Raw genomic sequence first — 17,403 nt, 5'->3', positions numbered from 1 at the left:
TAGCAGGGCCTTTGGCCCTGTTATTATATTTATTCCTTGATGAAAGTGGCCGAGACTCAAACTTTGCTACTGACTCCAACGACTTGGCGTACAATTATGAGAGCGACATCGTTGCGACTATAGATAACAACACCGGAGACATCTCACTATCTCTATTGTCTTCTCCTTCAACAAAGAGCGCATCGTTAATTGACTTCAAGCTACACTTCGGTCTTAAAGATGAATTTGACAGATTTATCTTGGAGCACGAGGGAGAAGAAGCAAGCACGGTCGTCATTAAATACAGCGAACAAGCAAGCAGTCGTTTTAATCAATCATCTGTCGATTATGCAATAGCATTATTTAGTCGGTATATAGACTATAAAATCGCGCTTTCTACCGAAGATGTTAACGTAGACTTAACCTCTCACGAATTATCGGATGTGTCGTATAAATTGGATTTTAGAGATGACCTTAGACACAGGTATTTTACGGCTGAAGAATATCATTATTTGTTCAGTGAAGACGCTTCTATTGATAGAGCAGCTTTAAAAAGACTGCAAATTTCAAAAGAGAAATCTCTCTCACGTGAACAACGAAAAGGCCTAATTATGGACTCGCTGAAGCATGCATCAGAAAATGAGCGCCAGGCCTTTAAACCCACAGTAGATATGTATGAACTTAAAAAAATAAAAGAAAAATATCCCGATCTATCATCTCGCTATAATGCTGTAGCTGCTCAATTTGGTAATGATGTAGCAGACCGCTTAATACAAACGTGGCAAGCACAAGAGGATTGGGATTCTCGCGTTAAGGCATATCAGAAATTCAAGCAACAACTCACAAAAGAGATTGGTGAAGGCGCTGAGCTTCTAGAAGCAGTTAGCCGCTATGAAAAGGAAAATTTTTCAGCCAATGAATTAAAGCGGTTGCGTGTTTTAACTCGCTAACGTTCATCTGAAGATTTGATTGAACTCACAGGTATAACCATAAAATTACTGAATAGTCATACCGTTATGTAGAGTGATTTGAATGATGTTCAGTGTGTTACTACTCTAGCTACATACGGTATGGATCTGGCGAGAGTAAAAATGAAAATATACGAAACAAAAACTGCTCCTAATCCGCGCAGGGTTCGCATGTTTCTGGCTGAAAAAGGCATTGATGTCGACTATGTTCAAGTTGATATTCAGAAAGGCGAAAACTTAACGGCTGAAATGCGCGCTAAAAATCCGTTAGGTAAAATTCCTATTTTAGAGCTTGAAGACGGAACCTGTATTGCAGAGACAGATGCTATCTGCACATATTTCGAAGCACTTCATCCTGAACCTTCACTCATGGGGACTACACCTATAGAGAAAGCCACAATATCGATGTGGCAACGACAGGTTGAGTTCGCTTTTATGATGCAAATTGGTATGTGCTTTCAGCACACCACAGGTTACTTTAAAGACCGCATGGTTCCCGTGCCTGAATACGGTAAAGAAGCCGGCATTAATGCAGCAAAGTACCTCAATATTTTGGAACGCAGGCTCGAGGTGAAGCCATATATAGCGGGTGATAACTTTTCAATTGCAGATATAACGGCGTTATGTGCAATAGATTTTGCACGAGTAGTAAACATTCGCGTAGGCGATAAACACGTAAACCTAAAACGCTGGTATGACAGTGTGAGCAACAGAGCGAGTGCAAAGGCCTAATGATAGATTTATATACAGCAGCTACGCCTAACGGATGGAAAGCGTCGGTAGCATTAGAAGAAATGGGGCTAGACTATACGGCGCACAGCGTAAACTTAATGAAAGGCGAACAGAAAACACCGTCTTTTTTAGCGATGAACCCCAACGGGCGTATTCCTGTTATCGTCGACCGAGAAGCCGATGGTCATGTAGTATTTGAATCTGGCGCCATCATGATTTATTTGGCAGAAAAGACAGGTAAGTTTTTACCTTCTTCACCAAAACAAAAAAGCCAAGTTATTCAGTGGCTCATGTTTCAAATGGGGGGCGTTGGACCCATGATGGGACAGGCCAATGTATTCTATCGTTATTTGGAAGAAAAAATTCCTGTTGCTATCGACCGCTATCAAAATGAGGCGAGACGCTTATTTACGGTACTAGACATGCAGCTTACAGAGAATGAATACTTGGCTGGCGAATATAGCATTGCTGATATGGCAAATTGGTGCTGGGTGAGGACTTACGAATGGTCAGGTGTAAGTATTGATGGTTTAGATAATTTAATACGTTGGAAAAACAGTATAGAAGCTCGACCAGCAGCGCGCCGAGGTGTAGAAGTACCCAATAAAATAGACAAAGAAGCGCTGATTAAAGGAGCGAAAAACGTAGTTACGCGCTAGATTTTCGTCCAACTGAAAAACACCTTTTATGTCATTCCAACTTGCCTCTTGTTTAGAGGCTTTTTTATTTTCAACCTTTTGGCTATTTGAATAGCAGCGATAAATTCGGTATTTTCCTGTTCTGATAATTAGAACTAATAAAAATAACAGGGATTCACATGAAATGGATTGCGTTTATTGCGCTTGCCTTTTTAAGCGCTAGTGCCTCATCTACTACTTTGCCCTTGGAATACTTTACCAAGCACGGCGATTATCTAGACCTAAAGCTATCTCCTGATGGTAAACATATTGCTGCTCGCGTTAGAACTGATAACCGCATAGTGTTGGCGATTCTAGAAACGAAAACCATGAAAGCAGTCAGCGGTATTCGCCCGCCCAATAACGATATTGTGCACACAGTGAATTGGGTGAACAACGAACGTTTAATATTTGAATACGCTGAAAAGTTCAGCCAGCTTGACTCACCAGTTCCAACGGGTGAGTTATTTGCGATGAATGTTGACGGAAGCAAGCGTGAACTTATTTATGGTTTTAGAGCTAGCGATGCGCAGCTGGGTAGCCGTATTTCAAATAAAGATAATACGTACGCTACGCAAGAGGTATTAAGCTATCTTGAAGGTGACGATGATCATATTCTGATAATTGAATATCCTTGGCAACTTATCGCTATGACGTATTACGACAACCGTAATAAGAAACCCATTATCAGCAAGCTCAATATCTATAACGGTAGAAAGAAGAAGCTAGAAACCCTACCACACGCGCATAGTTACGCGTTGGCAAACAAGTTTGGTGATGTGAACTTTATGGGCTGGCGTGATGAAAACGATAAATTTTACGCTGCCTACCGTGAAAACATGGATTCGCCATGGCAAAGCTTCAAAAATACCTTTGATTTTGATGACACCTACGTTCCGCTTGGTGTTAGTGAAGATGCTAAACATGTGTATTTATCGGGCAGAACAGGTGAAGATCGCATTGCAACCCTATTCAAGTTATCACTAGAGACCGGTGAATACGAAAAAGTATATGAAGACCATAGTACGGACGTAGAATTTTCAATATTTGATAAAAACAGCATGCCTGCGGTAGGCATCACTTATCCTGGAAAAAGTGAATATGTGTATGCGAAAGGTGATTCACGCACTGCACAAATTCATAAAATGCTGGTTGATGCATTCGGCAATCAAACCGTGCGGATTCCAAGTCGTACTCAAGATGGTAAAACACTGTTAGTTCATGTAAGCAGCGATGTTAATCCTGGGGAGTACTATCTGTTTGACAGAGATACCCTAAGTGCTGAGTTTATTTGGGCAAATAGTAGTTGGATAGATCCGAGAACGCTATCATCAATGAAGCCAATAAGCTTTGAAACTGACGATGGGTTAACAATTAATGGTTACCTTACCTTACCAAAGTTTGCTGAAAAGCAGGAAAAGCCGCCGCTTGTAGTAATGATTCATGGTGGCCCTCACCAGCCAGGAACACGTGACTTTTGGCGTTACAACAGTGAAACACAGTTATTAGCGAGTCGTGGCTATGCTGTGCTGCAGGTTAACTTCAGAGGCAGCGACGGCTATGGCAGTAAGTTCATTCGAAAGGGCTACCGCGAGTGGGGTGGCAAAATGATTGACGACATCAACGCTGCTACGCGCTGGACTATCGACAAAGGTTATGTTGATGGTGACAAAGTGTGTGCCTATGGAGCAAGCTACGGCGGCTACGCTGCACTCATGACTGTTGTACGTGAACCCGATATGTATAAGTGCACCGTTGGGTATGTAGGGATCTATGATTTAACCTATATGTTCACCGAAAGTGATATTCCCTCTATTTGGGGCGGTAAGTCTTACTTAAAAAGGGTTTTAGGCGATGACGAGGCTCAGCTTCGCGACTACTCTCCTATCAATCATGTTAATAAGATTAAGGCTAATGTGATGTTAATTCATGGCTCGAAAGACAAACGTGTGCCAGAGATCAACTCAGAAGCATTGGCAGACAGGCTGACAGCGGCAGGTAAAGCACCAGTATACTTGCAGTATAGACAGGCGGGACACGGTGTTTACGATGAAGAAAACCGTGCTGAATTGTATCAGGGCTTGCTCGACTTCTTAGGTGAGAATATTTAAAATTGAAAAAGAAAGGCGCAACTAGCGCCTTTCTTTCTAACCCTTTCTCATAACCTCTTTTCGAGGCGTTTTCATCTTCTTAGCTTATTGAGCTCAGCAATATGCTCAGGCCCAATACCACAGCAGCCGCCGATGACAGAAGCCCCAACGTCAACCCAGCGTTCGGCGAACGAACGATACTTATCAGGTGAGACATCTTTACGCAGGGTAGAGAGCATGGCATTAGCATCATGTTCCCTCTTAACCTCAGAAAAACTATTAGCATAAGCGCCTAGCGTAAGCGATGCATTGTGCTGGTGTGCAAGACGAATGGCATCTTCCATTTCCTCAGGCTGCGAGCAGTTAAAAAGTAAGGCATCTAGCTGATTTACTATGGCTAATGCATCGGTAAGCAACTCACCGGAACGCAGTGTTACGGGAGCTGCAAAGTCATGTCGGTTCTGTAATGAGTAGGAAAGCCAAATAGGCTTGGTCGACTTAGCTTTTATGAGTTCAATAACGCAGTTCGCCTCTTCAATGGAGCTAACGGTTTCTACAAGCCATAAGTCGATGTAGTTTTCTTGCGCGATGATTAAGGGCGAAAGGATACGCGCTAGCTGTTCGGCATCAAATAAGTCCGGGCGATATGAACCAAATGCAGGTGGAATACAGCCTGCTACTCGTATTTCGTTTTTCGTCGAAGTTTTGCTGTTGGCCTCTTCAGCACATTCTCGCGCGATGCGCGCCGCAGCGTTTGCAAGCTCAAGAGCACGTTCTGAAAACACGGGTTCAGAGATATGATAAGGCACCAGTGCATAGGTATTCGTAGTCAATATATCTGCCCCAGCGGCAATAAAATGCTGATGAACTTGTTTTATATAGCTAGGCGCTTCTATGAGTGCAAGCGCAGACCACTGAGGCTGTTCAAAAGGTGCGCCAATGCGCTGTAGTTCACGCCCCATGCCACCGTCTAGAAGTTGAAAATGTAGCGACTTCATTGCCCGTACCTCAGCTTTAATTAAAAATAATTCGCGCTTAGCGGAAGATGCGCACTGCCAATCGATTGGGCTTTGGGGCCCACTTTACCGAACGCTAGCTCCGCGTGAATAAGCCCCCGCGTATCCTGCTGAAGCAGGGCTTTTTGCGTTGCTTCGACTATGCGTGATTTTACTGCTGCGGGCATTGCTCCATCAATAATAATGCCTTCCACATCCAGTAAACTCATCGCGCAATGCGCTGCAAATGCGATACCCTCACTGGCCTTTAAGCACCAGTTAGTTAGCACATCTTCGTTACACGACCAATTACTTGTGTTCTCAAAAATGTGTTCTGCATTATCTCCACTCTCTTTTAGCATGTTGGCTAACACGTAAAGCGATGCGCCAGAGATCAGCTGCGCGTCATTCCCGATGTTAACGAAAGGGAGTGAACCAATCGCACCAGCATTTCCCGATTTTCCAGTAATAAGCGTATTATTAAGTACTACGCCACCGCCTAAGAAAGTGCCCACAAAAATGTACAAGAAACTGTTGTATTGTGCTTTGTTACCAAAATGTAGCTCTGCGTCGCATGCTGCGGCACCATCATTAAGCACAAAAACGGGAAGAGAGAACTGAGTAGATAAAACCCTTTCAATATCAAAATGCTCCCAAGAGGCAAGCGCATCTGCTGGCGCATCAATTTCATCAGCCCATTGCCAAATATGAGACGGCATGGCAACGCCAATGCCTTGAATACGGCTGACCAGCTTCTGACCCACTTTATTCGTTGCTACAACAAATGCCCGTGTCACAAAGTGCAGAAACGTGTCTACTGAGGGAAAGTCAATTTTTTCGTGGATAGTGGCTCGTACTTGCCCTTTTATATCAAGTAGCGTCATATCATAACTACGCCTACCTACTTTAAGTCCAACAGCAAAGGCGCCATCTTCATTTAAGGTAAAAGGCGTTTTAGGTTGCCCTTTAGCGCCTTGCTTAGTTGCCATTGCGCTAACCAAACCGTCTTCTTTAAGCTTTTTTATTATTACGCTAGCCGATTGCGCTGAAAGCCCCGTGTGCTTCGCAATATCAGATTTAGACAAGGCGCCATGTTGCCTCATCAGCGACAGCACAATGCGCTCGTTTGTAGAGCGTGGATCTCGTAAGTTCGAATTCGATTTGTTGTAGATAGTATCTTTATTCAAGGTATTTGAATTAGTTGTTGTATGGTTTTTGATATGACTTGAGGTTATCACAATAAAAGCGGCTTACGCTATGAAGCTTACGACCAAAATAAAGTTAATATTTACGGTAAAAGAAGCGTAGTGAATTTTTCTTTTTTTGATTAAATCAACTAAATTGAATTAATTGCTTTTATAAACGATACTGCACAGCTATATGTTGTTCTTTGCAATAGATGTTGCGTTGCAATCAAAGTGAAATGTTAAGGAGCCAAGTATGAAAGTATTGTGTTTAGGTGAAGTATTAATAGACATGCTGAGCCAAGGAGTAGCTGATACAAATGGTGAATTGCCTACCATGAAACCCTTCCAACCTTATGCAGGCGGTGCACCAGCCAATGTTGCAGTAGCTGTTGCGAAGCTAGGTGGTGAAAGTGCTATGGTTTCAAAGGTGGGAAACGACACATTTGGCGAATTTCTAAGAAACATGCTGACGTACTATAAAGTGAATACAGATCATGTGTGGGGAACCGATTTGGGCAACACAGCGCTAGCATTTGTTAACCTGGACGATAAGGGAGAGCGCTCATTCGATTTTTATATTGATAACGCTGCTCACAAGCACATCACAGAAAACGACTTGTCCACTATTCCTTGCAACGACAACACCGTACTGCATTTGTGTTCTGGTTCTGTTTCAGGCCCTGAATTATTGCCTAGCACGACTTATATACTCAAAAAAGCGCAGCGAAACGACATGATGGTGTGTTTAGACATCAACTACCGCCCTGCATTTTGGGACGATACAGGCAATGCGCCAGAGCGAATTGACGATATGGCAAAGCAAGTTAGCATCATTAAAGCTAGTCGCGAAGAGCTTATTGATTTGTATGGTGCACAACACGCCGACACGAAAGTTCAGCAGTGGTTAGAAAACGGCGTGAAGGTGGTGCTTATCACAGACGGTGGTGAACCCGTTCATTATGTGACCAGTAGTTTTACAGGTAGCCTTGCCTCACCTAAAGCAGATGTGAAAGATACTACTGCGGCAGGCGATTCTTTTATTGGAGGTTTTCTACACTTTGTCACCACAAAAGTGAGCAATACCAACGAATTTAATGATTGGGTGAGTGACTTTGAAAATGTTACTGAAGCGACAGAGTTCGCCATACGCTGCGGTGCTTACACAGTAACACAATACGGGGCGTTTGATGCACTGCCTACTAGAGCAAATTTGGTGTAGTCAACATATCTACTAATAGCTAGCGCCGCTATGTATGGCGCTAGCTATTGAGTGAATTAGTGCTTGTCGGCTCTACTTTGAAACTTGCGTTCTTCAGTGTTTACTTTAATCCATTCCCCTGTACTTATGTACTCGGGAACTTGAACGACTAAACCAGTAGAAAGCGTTGCTGGTTTGGTACGTGAAGTAGCCGAGGCGCCCTTAATCGAAGGGTCGGTCTCTACAACTTCAAGCTCTACGCTCATCGGTAGATCAAGTGCCACTGGCGCGTCGCTTACAATGAGAACTTGGATACCATCAGTTTCTTCGTTAATAAATAACGCTTCATTCTCAATACTGTCTTTGTTTAGGTGATAAGGGGTGTAGTCTTCCTTATCCATAAATACGTACTCGTCGCCATCGATATATGAGAACATAGCTGGGCGACGCGTAAGGTCTGCCATATCTAGCATGTCTGAGTCTTTAAACGTTTCATCGTACTTAGCGCCAGTTACTACGTCGTACATACGCATGCGATAGATACTGCCACCAGCTCGGCCTTGGGGCACAGAGCGTTCGATGTCGCGTACAATGCAGGTCTTACCGTCAAATACGATGGTGTTATTCTTTTTAATTTCACTCGCCTTTGGCATAACGAATTCCTATTGTTTGATAATTCAGGCGCATCAATGGCCTAGAGTCTAGAAGATTGTCCGTGATTTCCGAGCAGTTAGGAAGCTTTTGAATACTTATTTTTGTTTCTTATTCTTCGATAAGGGCTTTCACATTATCCAATGTATCGGCCTCTTGAGCAGGTTTATCCCAGCGAATTCTATGTATACGCGGAAAACGAAGGGCAACCCCGGACTTGTGACGGTTTGAAGGGTGCACGGCATCAAATGCCACCTCTAGCACCAGCGCTTTATTGACCTCACGCACAGGCCCAAATCGTCCTATTGCATTGCGCCTTACCCAGTTATCCAGCTTTTTTAACTCTTCATCAGTAAATCCCGAGTAGGCTTTTCCTATAGGCAGAAGCTGGTCTCCTTGCCATGCACCAAAGGTGTAATCAGAGTAAAAGCTTGAGCGTTTGCCGTGGCCTCGCTGTGCATACATCATAACGGCATCTACCACTAGTGGATCGCGCTTCCATTTAAACCACTGGCCTTTGGGGCGACCGGGCACATACGTGCTATCGAGGCGCTTTATCATTAGCCCTTCTACCGCCCGGTTTTCACATACCGTTTTATGTAGGTTGCGAAGTGAAGCGGGGGAATGAGCCTGTAACGTGGTTGATAGAAACAGTTGTGGTATTGCGCGCTTTGAAAACCAGTCTTCTAATTTGGCCCGTCGCACTGCCAGCGTGTGCTCGGTTAATGGTTCGCCGTCTAGCACTAGCGCATCATACACAATTAGCCCTACCGGATTTGACTGCATAAGTGTCTTTGCAGGCTTCTTTTTATTTAATCGCTGCTGCAGTGCATTGAACGTGTCTACCTCTGGCTCGGCAAATGATTCTGAAGTCGCTGCATTAGCGTTATGAATAACTAACAGTTCGCCATCAAGCACCATATTACCTGAAAGTGACTCTAGTAAATCGGGGAAAGAGTGACTTATATCATCACCGGTACGTGAATAAAGCGCAGCCTCTGGCTTGTCTTTTTCAGTATTAACGGCAAGCTGTACGCGAATGCCGTCGTACTTATTTTCTATTTGCCAGGTATTGGGCAAAAAGCTATCGATATCACTTTCTTCAATAGGGTGAGAAAGCATAACAGGGTGAAAGGTCACCGCATTTTGAATATCCGGTTTGTCTGCCTTGCCCTCTAACCATTGGAGAAGTTCGGTATAGGGCGGCTCAACAGCATGCCACAGCGTTTCTATCTCTTTAATATCTTTGCCGCCAAAGTCTGCCAAAATTTGCTTTATTGAGCGTGCGGAAACCCCAATTCGTAATCCCCGTGTACCAAGCTTTAATAGCGCCCAACGTTGCGAAGGGCTCATCATTGTGAGGTATCTCGCTAGTGTTTCAGACACTTTTTGCTTACTTACAGTAGAAAAAGTATCAACAATGCTGCTTAACGAAGGCAACTCAGTTACAGGCTCACTGTCCGGCCAAAGGTGAGCGACAGTTTCGCTGACTTCGCCTACGTAGTCATAGCTCATGGCAAACAGCTCGGGATCGGTGCGTTCGGTGATCAACTTTTTCACCGTGTTGCGCTTGAAAAAATCGAATTTTAGCGTACCTGCCATTGCCGCAATGGCCCACCCTCTATCGGGGTCTGGCGTGTTGGTAATGTAATCGGCGATAAGCTGAGCTTTGGCTTTGGTACCCGATGTGAAATACAGCTGCTCAAGTAAGTGGCTAAAGGCTTCCACTAGTCTCCCCCTTGCTCGTCTTCATCATAGCCTACCAAGGAGAGCGCTCGTGCTTTGAAGCCCATCTTTTGTGCTTGATACATTAATGCGTCTTCTCGGCCATGTGTTACCCACACTTCTTTGGGGGCCACTTCTTCAATGGTTTGAAGTAGTTCAGGCCAGTCACAGTGGTCAGATATAATAAGCGGTAATTCGGCGTTACGTTGTTTTGCCCGAGCGCGTATTTGCATCCAGCCCGAAGCCATTACTGTGCGCACATTGGGCAAGCTGCGCGACCACCTGTCGGCAAGGGCAGAGGGCGGTGCAATGACAATTTCCCCTGCCAATAATTTTTTGTCAGACACCTCTGAAACCGGAATAAGCGCTCCCAAATCAATGCCGAACTGCTGATACAGTTCGCACAGTTTTAATTGAGCGCCATGCAGGTAAATGGGTTTGGTGTAGCCCGCATCTCGCAGGGCAATGATCACGCGCTGACACTTACCCAATGCATAGGCTCCCACCAAATGGCAGCGCTCAGGAAATACGCGAAGCGAATGAAGTAATTTATCTATTTCATCTTCAATTGGTGGGTGGGTAAATACAGGCAAACCAAAGGTTGCTTCAGTAATTAATACGTCACAAGGTACCACTTTAAATGGCGGGCAGGTGGGGTCGTGTCGTCGCTTATAATCGCCAGATACCACAACGCGGTAGCCGCCGTACTCGATAAGAATTTGGGTAGAGCCCAAAATATGCCCTGCAGGGTAAAAGGTAACTGAAACATCGTTAAAGGTAATAGATTCACCCAGCGAAATAATATGCTGATGCACCGCCATATCTTCGCCGTAACGGGTTTGCATAATAGCCAGTGTTTCTGGGCTGGCGTAAACCGTATTGTGACCAGCGCGCGCGTGGTCTGCATGACCATGGGTTACCAACGCAACATCCACTTCTGACATAGGGTCGATATAAAAATTGCCGGGTTCACAATAAAGGCCTATGTCATTAATTTTTAACCACGTAGATGGATGCACTGCAGATGTCGCTCCTTTGTTTAACAATGCAATGAATACGTGTTTAATACTTAAATTCGACCAACTCTGGTTTATAAACTTTCCGCTATTTCCAACGTATAACGCTGTAAAAAATGCATGAGTATTCAATGACACCACTGCCTTCAGTCTTCGCAGATTGGTTTGCACAAAAAGGTTGGCAGCTGCGCGATTACCAGCGCGATATGCTAATAGAGAAAGACCAACATGCCTGTACGCTATTAATTGCGCCCACGGGGGCGGGTAAAACCTTATCTGGGTTTCTGCCAAGCTTGGTTGAGCTAGAAGAAACACTGCGTAACACAGAATTTAAAGGCCTGCATACCTTATACATTTCACCGTTAAAAGCGCTTACTCAAGATATTCACCGTAATTTATTGCAGCCTATTGAAGAAATGGGGCTGCCGATAACAGCAGAAACCCGCACAGGCGACACGCCGTCACACAAACGCCAGCGTCAGCGAAAGAAGCCACCACATATACTGCTTACTACCCCTGAATCGCTCATGCTGATGTTGAGCTATGCTGACGCCGACAAACTGTTTGGAAAGCTTCAGCGCGTGATCATCGACGAAACGCACAGTTTGATGGCAAATAAACGGGGTGATTTTCTATCGCTTGCGTTAGCGAGGCTAAACGTATTATCAACTAGCTTAAAGCGAGTTGGTCTGTCGGCTACCGTTGCGTTTCCTGAAACTTTAGGCGCGTGGCTAGCGGGAAGCGACGGTGAAGCACATATTGTGAAAGTGAAAGCAGGTGAAAAGCCAAAGGTAGATATGTTGCATTCAAAAGCACGTATGCCTTTTGGTGGCTTTATGGCGCGATATGCCATCGACGACATCTACCAAGCAATAGAGCAAGCGCAAACTACGCTAGTGTTTGTAAATACTCGCGCCCAGTCAGAGCTGCTATTCCAAATGCTTTGGGAGGCAAATAAAGCAGCCTTACCTGTAGCGCTGTATCACGGCAGTTTAAGTAAAGAGCAGCGTAGAAAAACAGAAGCTATGATGGCAAGTGGTATGCTGCGGGCTGTGGTATGTACGTCGGCGTTAGAGCTAGGTATAGACTGGGGGGATGTAGACAAAGTAATACAAGTGGGTGCTCCAAAAGGCGTTAGTCGATTATTACAACGTATAGGGCGGGCAAACCATAGACTGGATGAGCCAAGCGAAGCGCTTTTGATACCTGCCAATCGATTTGAAGCCTTGGAATGTCAGGCGGCTATCACAGCAATTGAAAAAGGCGAATTAGACGGTGAGTCGCCTCAGCCTGGCGCGCTAGATATTATTCCGCAGTTCATTCTAAATTGCTTATGCAGTAATGCCGATACGCCCGATACCCTTTACCAACAAATACTGCAGGCAACGCCGTATCAAGCGCTTGACCCAAGTGACTTTGAAAAGCTATGGCAGTTTACTCTTGATGGCGGTAGCGCGTTAAACGCGTATGAACGATATCAGCGACTTACTCAAAATGACGATGGTACATACTCTCCCGCCAATCGCCGCGTGATTCAGCGTCATCGACAAAACATAGGCACCATTGTTGAAGCAGGTAGGTTAAAAGTAAAACGTATTAGGCGTGGTAATCAGGGTAAAATTATTGGTGAGGTAGAAGAGTATTTTGCGCAGCAGTTAACGCCGGGTGATACCTTTTACTTTGCTGGCGAGGTGCTCAAATATGAAGCTATCAGAGATATGCAGCTTCACGCAAAGCCAGCTAAGGCGAAAGAGCCGAAAATACCCAGCTATGCGGGTGGACAGATGCCATTGTCTACCTATTTAGCTGACGGTGTTCGAGACATACTAGCAAAGCGTTCATCGTGGCGTTCGTTACCCAGTCAAGTTCAAGAATGGTTGACCTTGCAGCAAGCGTTTTCATCGCTGCCTGAGCCAGGCAGAGTATTAGTAGAACAGTTCCCTTTTAGGCAGGCGTATTACACACTGTATTACACCTTTGATGGGCGTAAAGCCAACCAAACCTTGGGCATGTTGCTTACAAGACGTATGGAAAAAATGGGCATCAAGCCACTAAGCTTTAGCGTTACCGATTATGGTTTATCGGTAGCGTCAGTAAATACCGTGTCGCAAGAGCAGCTGCAGCGATTATTTCAGCCTGATATTTTGGGTGACGAGCTTGAAGACTGGATGCTGCAAGCACCTATGCTAAAACGCTCATTCAGGCAGGTGGCAGTGGTAAGTGGTTTAACGGAACAGCGTTATCATGCAAGCCAAAAAACCATGAAGCAGGTAACGTTTTCCACCGATTTAATCTACGACACGTTGCGCGAGCATGATCCTGACCATATTTTGTTGAAGGTGGCCAGAGCGGATGCTGAACGTGAACTGCTTGACTTAAAACGCTTGGCAAACTTATTAATACGCTACGTTGATAGCGCAATGTTGGTGAATTTAGAGAAGCCTTCACCCATGGCTATTCCCATCGTGTTAGATGTGCGCAGCGAACAAGTAAAAGGAGCGGGCGCACAAGCTATTATCGAACAGGCAAACTTGTATGCGGAAGCCGAAAGCATGTTAGATGAAGTAAGGGCATTGTTGTCGGGCAACCGTGATGAGAGTGGTGGTGACAATTCTCATGACAGCAAATGAAGACAAGCGCATAACCATGCCCGGCATTGGAAAAACGGAATAAGTTTTGGCTATAAGTGACACATGGCTTACTCAGCAGTTAGGGCGTAGGCAACTGAGCATTACCAAATTCGCAGATTATCTATGGGTGCTCGACGCTCGAGGTGTAGTGTATTTGCCAGCCTGTGACTGGCTGGTGGTGTCGGACCTACACTTAGAAAAAGGCAGCTTTCTGCGAAGCTATGGTAACCCTTTACCAAGTTTAGATTCTACCGCCACATTACAGCGTTTATCACACATTATTGACGACTATAACCCTACCCGCGTCATCAGTTTAGGTGACAGTTTTCACGATAAACACAGCATGTCGAGAATGACAGAGCATGACCGTACTTACTTATGTGATTTGATAAATCGTGTTAACGAATGGGTGTGGGTTGAAGGCAACCACGACCCTGATTTACCCGAAGGCATACCTGGCACATCGTGTTTTGAGATTGTGTTAGACAACATGGTTTTTCGGCACGAGCCAGAAGTAGCTGATTCTAAAGCGCAAGTGATTGGTCACTTTCATCCTAAAATGCGCACCGCTATCAAACGACGCCGGTTTTCTGGGAAGTGTTTTGTAAACAACGAAAGCCTTTTTATTATGCCCGCTTTTGGGCAGTTCACCGGCGGCCTGGATATTGATGATGACGTGTTAAAAGCCCTTATTTCACCGTCAAAACGTGATGCTTTTATGCTGTGCGATAGCATTATTTTTAAGGTGAAATAGTGGGTTGGCTACAAGGCAGCGGTTACTAAGAGCATCTACTATTCGTAAATCTACTATTAAGAATATTTACGCCGCTGCGCTTATAGCGAGTTTGTGTAGCGAGTTAAAGCGCTTTACGCTTCCTGCTCGCACTTCATTTCAAGTTTTGAATAGGCGATTACAGGCTGTAAGGCAATGTTACTTTTACTTGGTTGAAAGTCTCTTTTCTGTAAACTTTTTTCTACCAGGCGCTGAAGTGCAGCATCTGTATTTGCTTCAATAATTTCTACATTAAAAACATCGCCATTAGAGTCAATTAAATACTTGGTTTTCACAATTATGTTTTGCTCTGCGCAAGATTCCTTCTGCTCGTAAGTTAAATATTTTAGTGGCTGTTCGTTGTTTGTTGATACCCAGTAATTACTTACGCTGTCTGGTTTAGCGAGCGGTTCAGAAGTAAGGTAGGGCGCAGAGCCTTTAGTTGCGCACGCGCCTAAAAATACTGATAAAACGAGAGGTAGATACAATTTGCGCATAAAAAATCCTTTTATTGCAGATACTTGTTATCGCTGATTAGTGCTTTTTAAAAAGCGCCCAGACGTTATCAAAGATCAGATTACCGTGCAATGCTAGCCCGACCAATTAAGCGCTTACAGCAAGTCATCATCATTCTTGTCGAAGCTTAAAACGACCACAGTAAAAATAACGTTTCACGCAAACAAAAAAATGGGACCGCTTTGGTCCCATTTTTGTTAGTAGCCCTGTTCTTGACTAGTACTGCAATCTTTAGTCGCGCCAGCGCTTAGTAAGGTCGTCGTAAGCGTCAATGCGGCGATCACGGAAATAGGGCCAGATGCGTTTTACTTTTTCTGTCCGTTCCATATCAAGTTCTACCGATAGCGTTGTTTCGCCATCTGCCTCGGCTTTTGCCAATATTTCACCCTGAGGGCCTGCAATAAAGCTTTGCCCCCAGAATTGAATACCAGGGTCGCCGTCAACAGGTGATGCTTCAAAACCTGTGCGGTTAGCTACAATTACCGGCACCGAGTTTGCCACTGCATGCGCGCGCTGAATGGTCTCCCAAGCGCCGTGCTGGCGAGCTCGCTCGTCATCAGTGTCGGTTAAATCCCATCCAATTGCCGTTGGGTAAAACAATAAGTCGGCGCCTGCCATCGCCATAAGACGTGCAGCTTCGGGATACCACTGGTCCCAACATACCAAGACACCTAATTTGCCCACGCTAGTTTCAATAGGTGTAAAGCCCATATCGCCCGGCGTGAAATAGAACTTCTCGTAAAAGCCCGGGTCGTCTGGAATATGCATTTTGCGATATTTACCCGCAATTTCTTTGCTTCTATCGAACACCACAGCGGTATTGTGATAAAGCCCTGAGCCACGTTTTTCAAAAAGTGACGTGACTAATACAATGTTGTGCTTTTCTGCAAGCTCACCAAAAAACTCAGTGGCTGGGCCTGGAATAGGCTCGGCTAGGTCAAAAGCATCCGTATCTTCCTGCTGACAGAAATAAAGCGTGCTATGCAACTCTTGCAACAAAATACACTCGCAGCCTTCGGCTGCTAACTTCGCGATTTGTTCGGCACTCTTATTCCAGTTCGTTACTTTATCGTTGTCGGCAACGGCCTGCTGAACAAGACCAACTTTTAGTTTAGTTGGGCGCATGTAGTGTCACTCCTTTATCTAAGGTGGCAATAATCGATTCTTTCAGCGTATTTGTGGGTACTTGCATAGAAATACAATGCAAACTGCCATATTGTTTAATCAGCACGCTGCAGTCGATAGGTTCGACGATATGATTTGGATGCGCCTTTTGTACAACTTGTATCGCTTCCGCGTCTTCGTGCTCACCGTAAACTGGCAGTAGAATCGCGTTGTTGCATATTAGGTAATTGGCGTATGACGCAGGTAGCCTATCGCCCTCTTCGTTTTCAATATAAGGCAAAGGCAAATGAAATTGTGCGTGCTCGGGTAATTCAAGCGCACATTCATCGCATAGCGCCTTAAGCCCTTCATAATGACTATCAAGTGGGCGGTTGTTACACGCTTGAATAACTAAGCCTTTATTTGGTGTAAAGCGCACTAGCGTGTCGATATGACCATCAGTGTCGTCACCTTCAAGATGCCCATGTTGTAATACGGTCACTTTGTTGCAGCCAAGCACGTCTTTAAACGCGTCGGCATAAGCACTTAACGACATATCGCCGTTGCGCTCAGGATTAAGCAAACACTGGGCAGTGCTTAACAAGTGACCTTCTTCGTCAATTTCAAGTGCGCCACCTTCTGCAACCACAGGACTGCTGCGTAGTACAGCCTTACAAAGTGCAGCAAGGTAACGTTGGTTGGCTAAGTTATCTTCGCTAGCATCAAACTTGTTGCCCCAGCCATTAAAACGGAATTCTACAGGCGAGCCGCTGCCATCGGTGTCTTTGCACGTAATAAAGCCATAGTCACGCATCCACGTGTCGTTATACGACGCAGGAATAATAAGTACCTTAGCGTTTTCAGGAAGCAGCGCTTTTAGGCTTTCTATATCTTCGGGTGCGCACAGCATAATAACGCCTGCGTTATTGCGATTAACCGCGGAGACTACGTTTATATATGTAGCTCTAGCGTCGTCTAACCAAGGAGCCCAATCTGTTTTTACATGTGGCCACGCCAACATCACTGCGTCGATATCGTGCCACTCAGGCGCCATTGTGCGGTTGCCTAGCATAGTAATATTCCAACAAGCTTAAAGAAGTAATAAAGCGTAGATTATAACGAGGGCATTGCACGCAACCAAGAAAAGTCGTGATGAAATTAAA

General features: G+C 44.9%; 15 protein-coding genes. 7 read left to right on the top strand and 8 right to left on the bottom strand.

The genetic code is table 11. The features are described 5' to 3' along the window. Positions 1 to 11: 11 nt before the first annotated feature. The 4 genes from ACGHAV_RS02880 (at position 12) to ACGHAV_RS02865 (ending at position 4,467) form a co-directional block, all read left to right on the top strand. Positions 12 to 929: a lipase secretion chaperone gene (locus ACGHAV_RS02880; protein WP_390376196.1), complete on the top strand. Its 918-nt coding sequence runs from the start codon at positions 12 to 14 to the stop codon at positions 927 to 929. A gap of 141 nt (positions 930 to 1,070) precedes the next feature. After that, positions 1,071 to 1,679 (top strand): glutathione S-transferase family protein, encoded by a 609-nt coding sequence (locus ACGHAV_RS02875; protein ID WP_390376194.1) that lies wholly within the window; start codon positions 1,071 to 1,073, stop codon positions 1,677 to 1,679. Continuing rightward, complete coding sequence (locus ACGHAV_RS02870; RefSeq protein WP_390376191.1) at positions 1,679 to 2,338, top strand: glutathione S-transferase family protein; 660 nt, start codon at positions 1,679 to 1,681, stop codon at positions 2,336 to 2,338. Before ACGHAV_RS02875 ends, ACGHAV_RS02870 begins: the two co-directional genes overlap by 1 nt. A gap of 158 nt (positions 2,339 to 2,496) precedes the next feature. Continuing rightward, positions 2,497 to 4,467, top strand: coding sequence for a prolyl oligopeptidase family serine peptidase (locus tag ACGHAV_RS02865; protein ID WP_390376188.1), 1,971 nt, complete (start codon positions 2,497 to 2,499; stop codon positions 4,465 to 4,467). Positions 4,468 to 4,538: 71 nt separating this feature from the next. Here the strand turns inward: ACGHAV_RS02865 and ACGHAV_RS02860 are convergent, their stop codons facing one another. Together ACGHAV_RS02860 and ACGHAV_RS02855 are read right to left on the bottom strand one after the other, a co-directional pair. Continuing rightward, entirely contained in the window at positions 4,539 to 5,444 is a 906-nt protein-coding gene (locus tag ACGHAV_RS02860) for a homocysteine S-methyltransferase family protein (protein ID WP_390376185.1), read from the bottom strand. Between the two features lie 20 nt (positions 5,445 to 5,464). Next, a complete protein-coding gene (locus tag ACGHAV_RS02855) occupies positions 5,465 to 6,679 on the bottom strand; it encodes an ROK family transcriptional regulator (protein ID WP_390376182.1) in 1,215 nt (404 codons plus the stop codon). A gap of 202 nt (positions 6,680 to 6,881) precedes the next feature. Between ACGHAV_RS02855 and ACGHAV_RS02850 the strand changes: the two genes are divergently transcribed. Further along, the gene (locus ACGHAV_RS02850) at positions 6,882 to 7,847 is read left to right on the top strand and encodes a carbohydrate kinase (protein ID WP_390376179.1); all 966 of its coding nucleotides are present in this window, start codon (positions 6,882 to 6,884) and stop codon (positions 7,845 to 7,847) included. 56 nt (positions 7,848 to 7,903) lie between these two features. On the opposite strand, the gene yeiP is transcribed toward ACGHAV_RS02850, so the two are convergent. The 3 genes from yeiP to ACGHAV_RS02835 all read right to left on the bottom strand — a co-directional run bounded on the left by yeiP (position 7,904) and on the right by ACGHAV_RS02835 (position 11,221). Beyond that, positions 7,904 to 8,479 carry an elongation factor P-like protein YeiP gene (gene yeiP, locus ACGHAV_RS02845; protein WP_390376176.1) on the bottom strand — a complete coding sequence of 192 codons (576 nt, stop codon included), beginning with the start codon at positions 8,477 to 8,479 and terminating at the stop codon, positions 7,904 to 7,906. Positions 8,480 to 8,588: 109 nt separating this feature from the next. Next, positions 8,589 to 10,205: a cisplatin damage response ATP-dependent DNA ligase gene (locus ACGHAV_RS02840; RefSeq protein WP_390376173.1), complete on the bottom strand. Its 1,617-nt coding sequence runs from the start codon at positions 10,203 to 10,205 to the stop codon at positions 8,589 to 8,591. Beyond that, complete coding sequence (locus ACGHAV_RS02835; protein WP_390376170.1) at positions 10,205 to 11,221, bottom strand: ligase-associated DNA damage response exonuclease; 1,017 nt, start codon at positions 11,219 to 11,221, stop codon at positions 10,205 to 10,207. The genes ACGHAV_RS02840 and ACGHAV_RS02835 overlap by 1 nt, the downstream gene beginning before the upstream one ends. A 128-nt stretch (positions 11,222 to 11,349) precedes the next feature. On the opposite strand from ACGHAV_RS02835, the gene ACGHAV_RS02830 reads away from it, so the two are divergent. Beyond that, complete coding sequence (locus ACGHAV_RS02830; protein ID WP_390376167.1) at positions 11,350 to 13,848, top strand: ligase-associated DNA damage response DEXH box helicase; 2,499 nt, start codon at positions 11,350 to 11,352, stop codon at positions 13,846 to 13,848. Between the two features lie 46 nt (positions 13,849 to 13,894). Next, the gene (pdeM, locus tag ACGHAV_RS02825) at positions 13,895 to 14,602 is read left to right on the top strand and encodes a ligase-associated DNA damage response endonuclease PdeM (RefSeq protein WP_390376164.1); all 708 of its coding nucleotides are present in this window, start codon (positions 13,895 to 13,897) and stop codon (positions 14,600 to 14,602) included. A 113-nt stretch (positions 14,603 to 14,715) separates the two neighbouring features. On the opposite strand, the gene ACGHAV_RS02820 is transcribed toward pdeM, so the two are convergent. From ACGHAV_RS02820 to ACGHAV_RS02810, 3 genes are all read right to left on the bottom strand, one after another. Beyond that, on the bottom strand, positions 14,716 to 15,117 hold the full coding sequence (locus tag ACGHAV_RS02820) for a hypothetical protein (RefSeq protein WP_390376161.1): 402 nt from the start codon (positions 15,115 to 15,117) through the stop codon (positions 14,716 to 14,718). A 250-nt stretch (positions 15,118 to 15,367) separates the two neighbouring features. Beyond that, complete coding sequence (locus tag ACGHAV_RS02815; RefSeq protein ID WP_390376158.1) at positions 15,368 to 16,261, bottom strand: carbon-nitrogen hydrolase; 894 nt, start codon at positions 16,259 to 16,261, stop codon at positions 15,368 to 15,370. Further along, positions 16,248 to 17,312, bottom strand: a complete 1,065-nt coding sequence (locus ACGHAV_RS02810) for an agmatine deiminase family protein (RefSeq protein WP_390376155.1) — start codon at positions 17,310 to 17,312, stop codon at positions 16,248 to 16,250. The genes ACGHAV_RS02815 and ACGHAV_RS02810 overlap by 14 nt, the downstream gene beginning before the upstream one ends. Positions 17,313 to 17,403 lie beyond the last annotated feature (91 nt).

This window comes from Alteromonas sp. MTD1, from assembly GCF_042848195.1.
GTDB lineage: Bacteria > Pseudomonadota > Gammaproteobacteria > Enterobacterales > Alteromonadaceae > Alteromonas.
The sequence above is the reverse complement of the archived record's forward strand: the minus strand, read 5'-3'. Positions and strand labels throughout refer to the sequence as shown.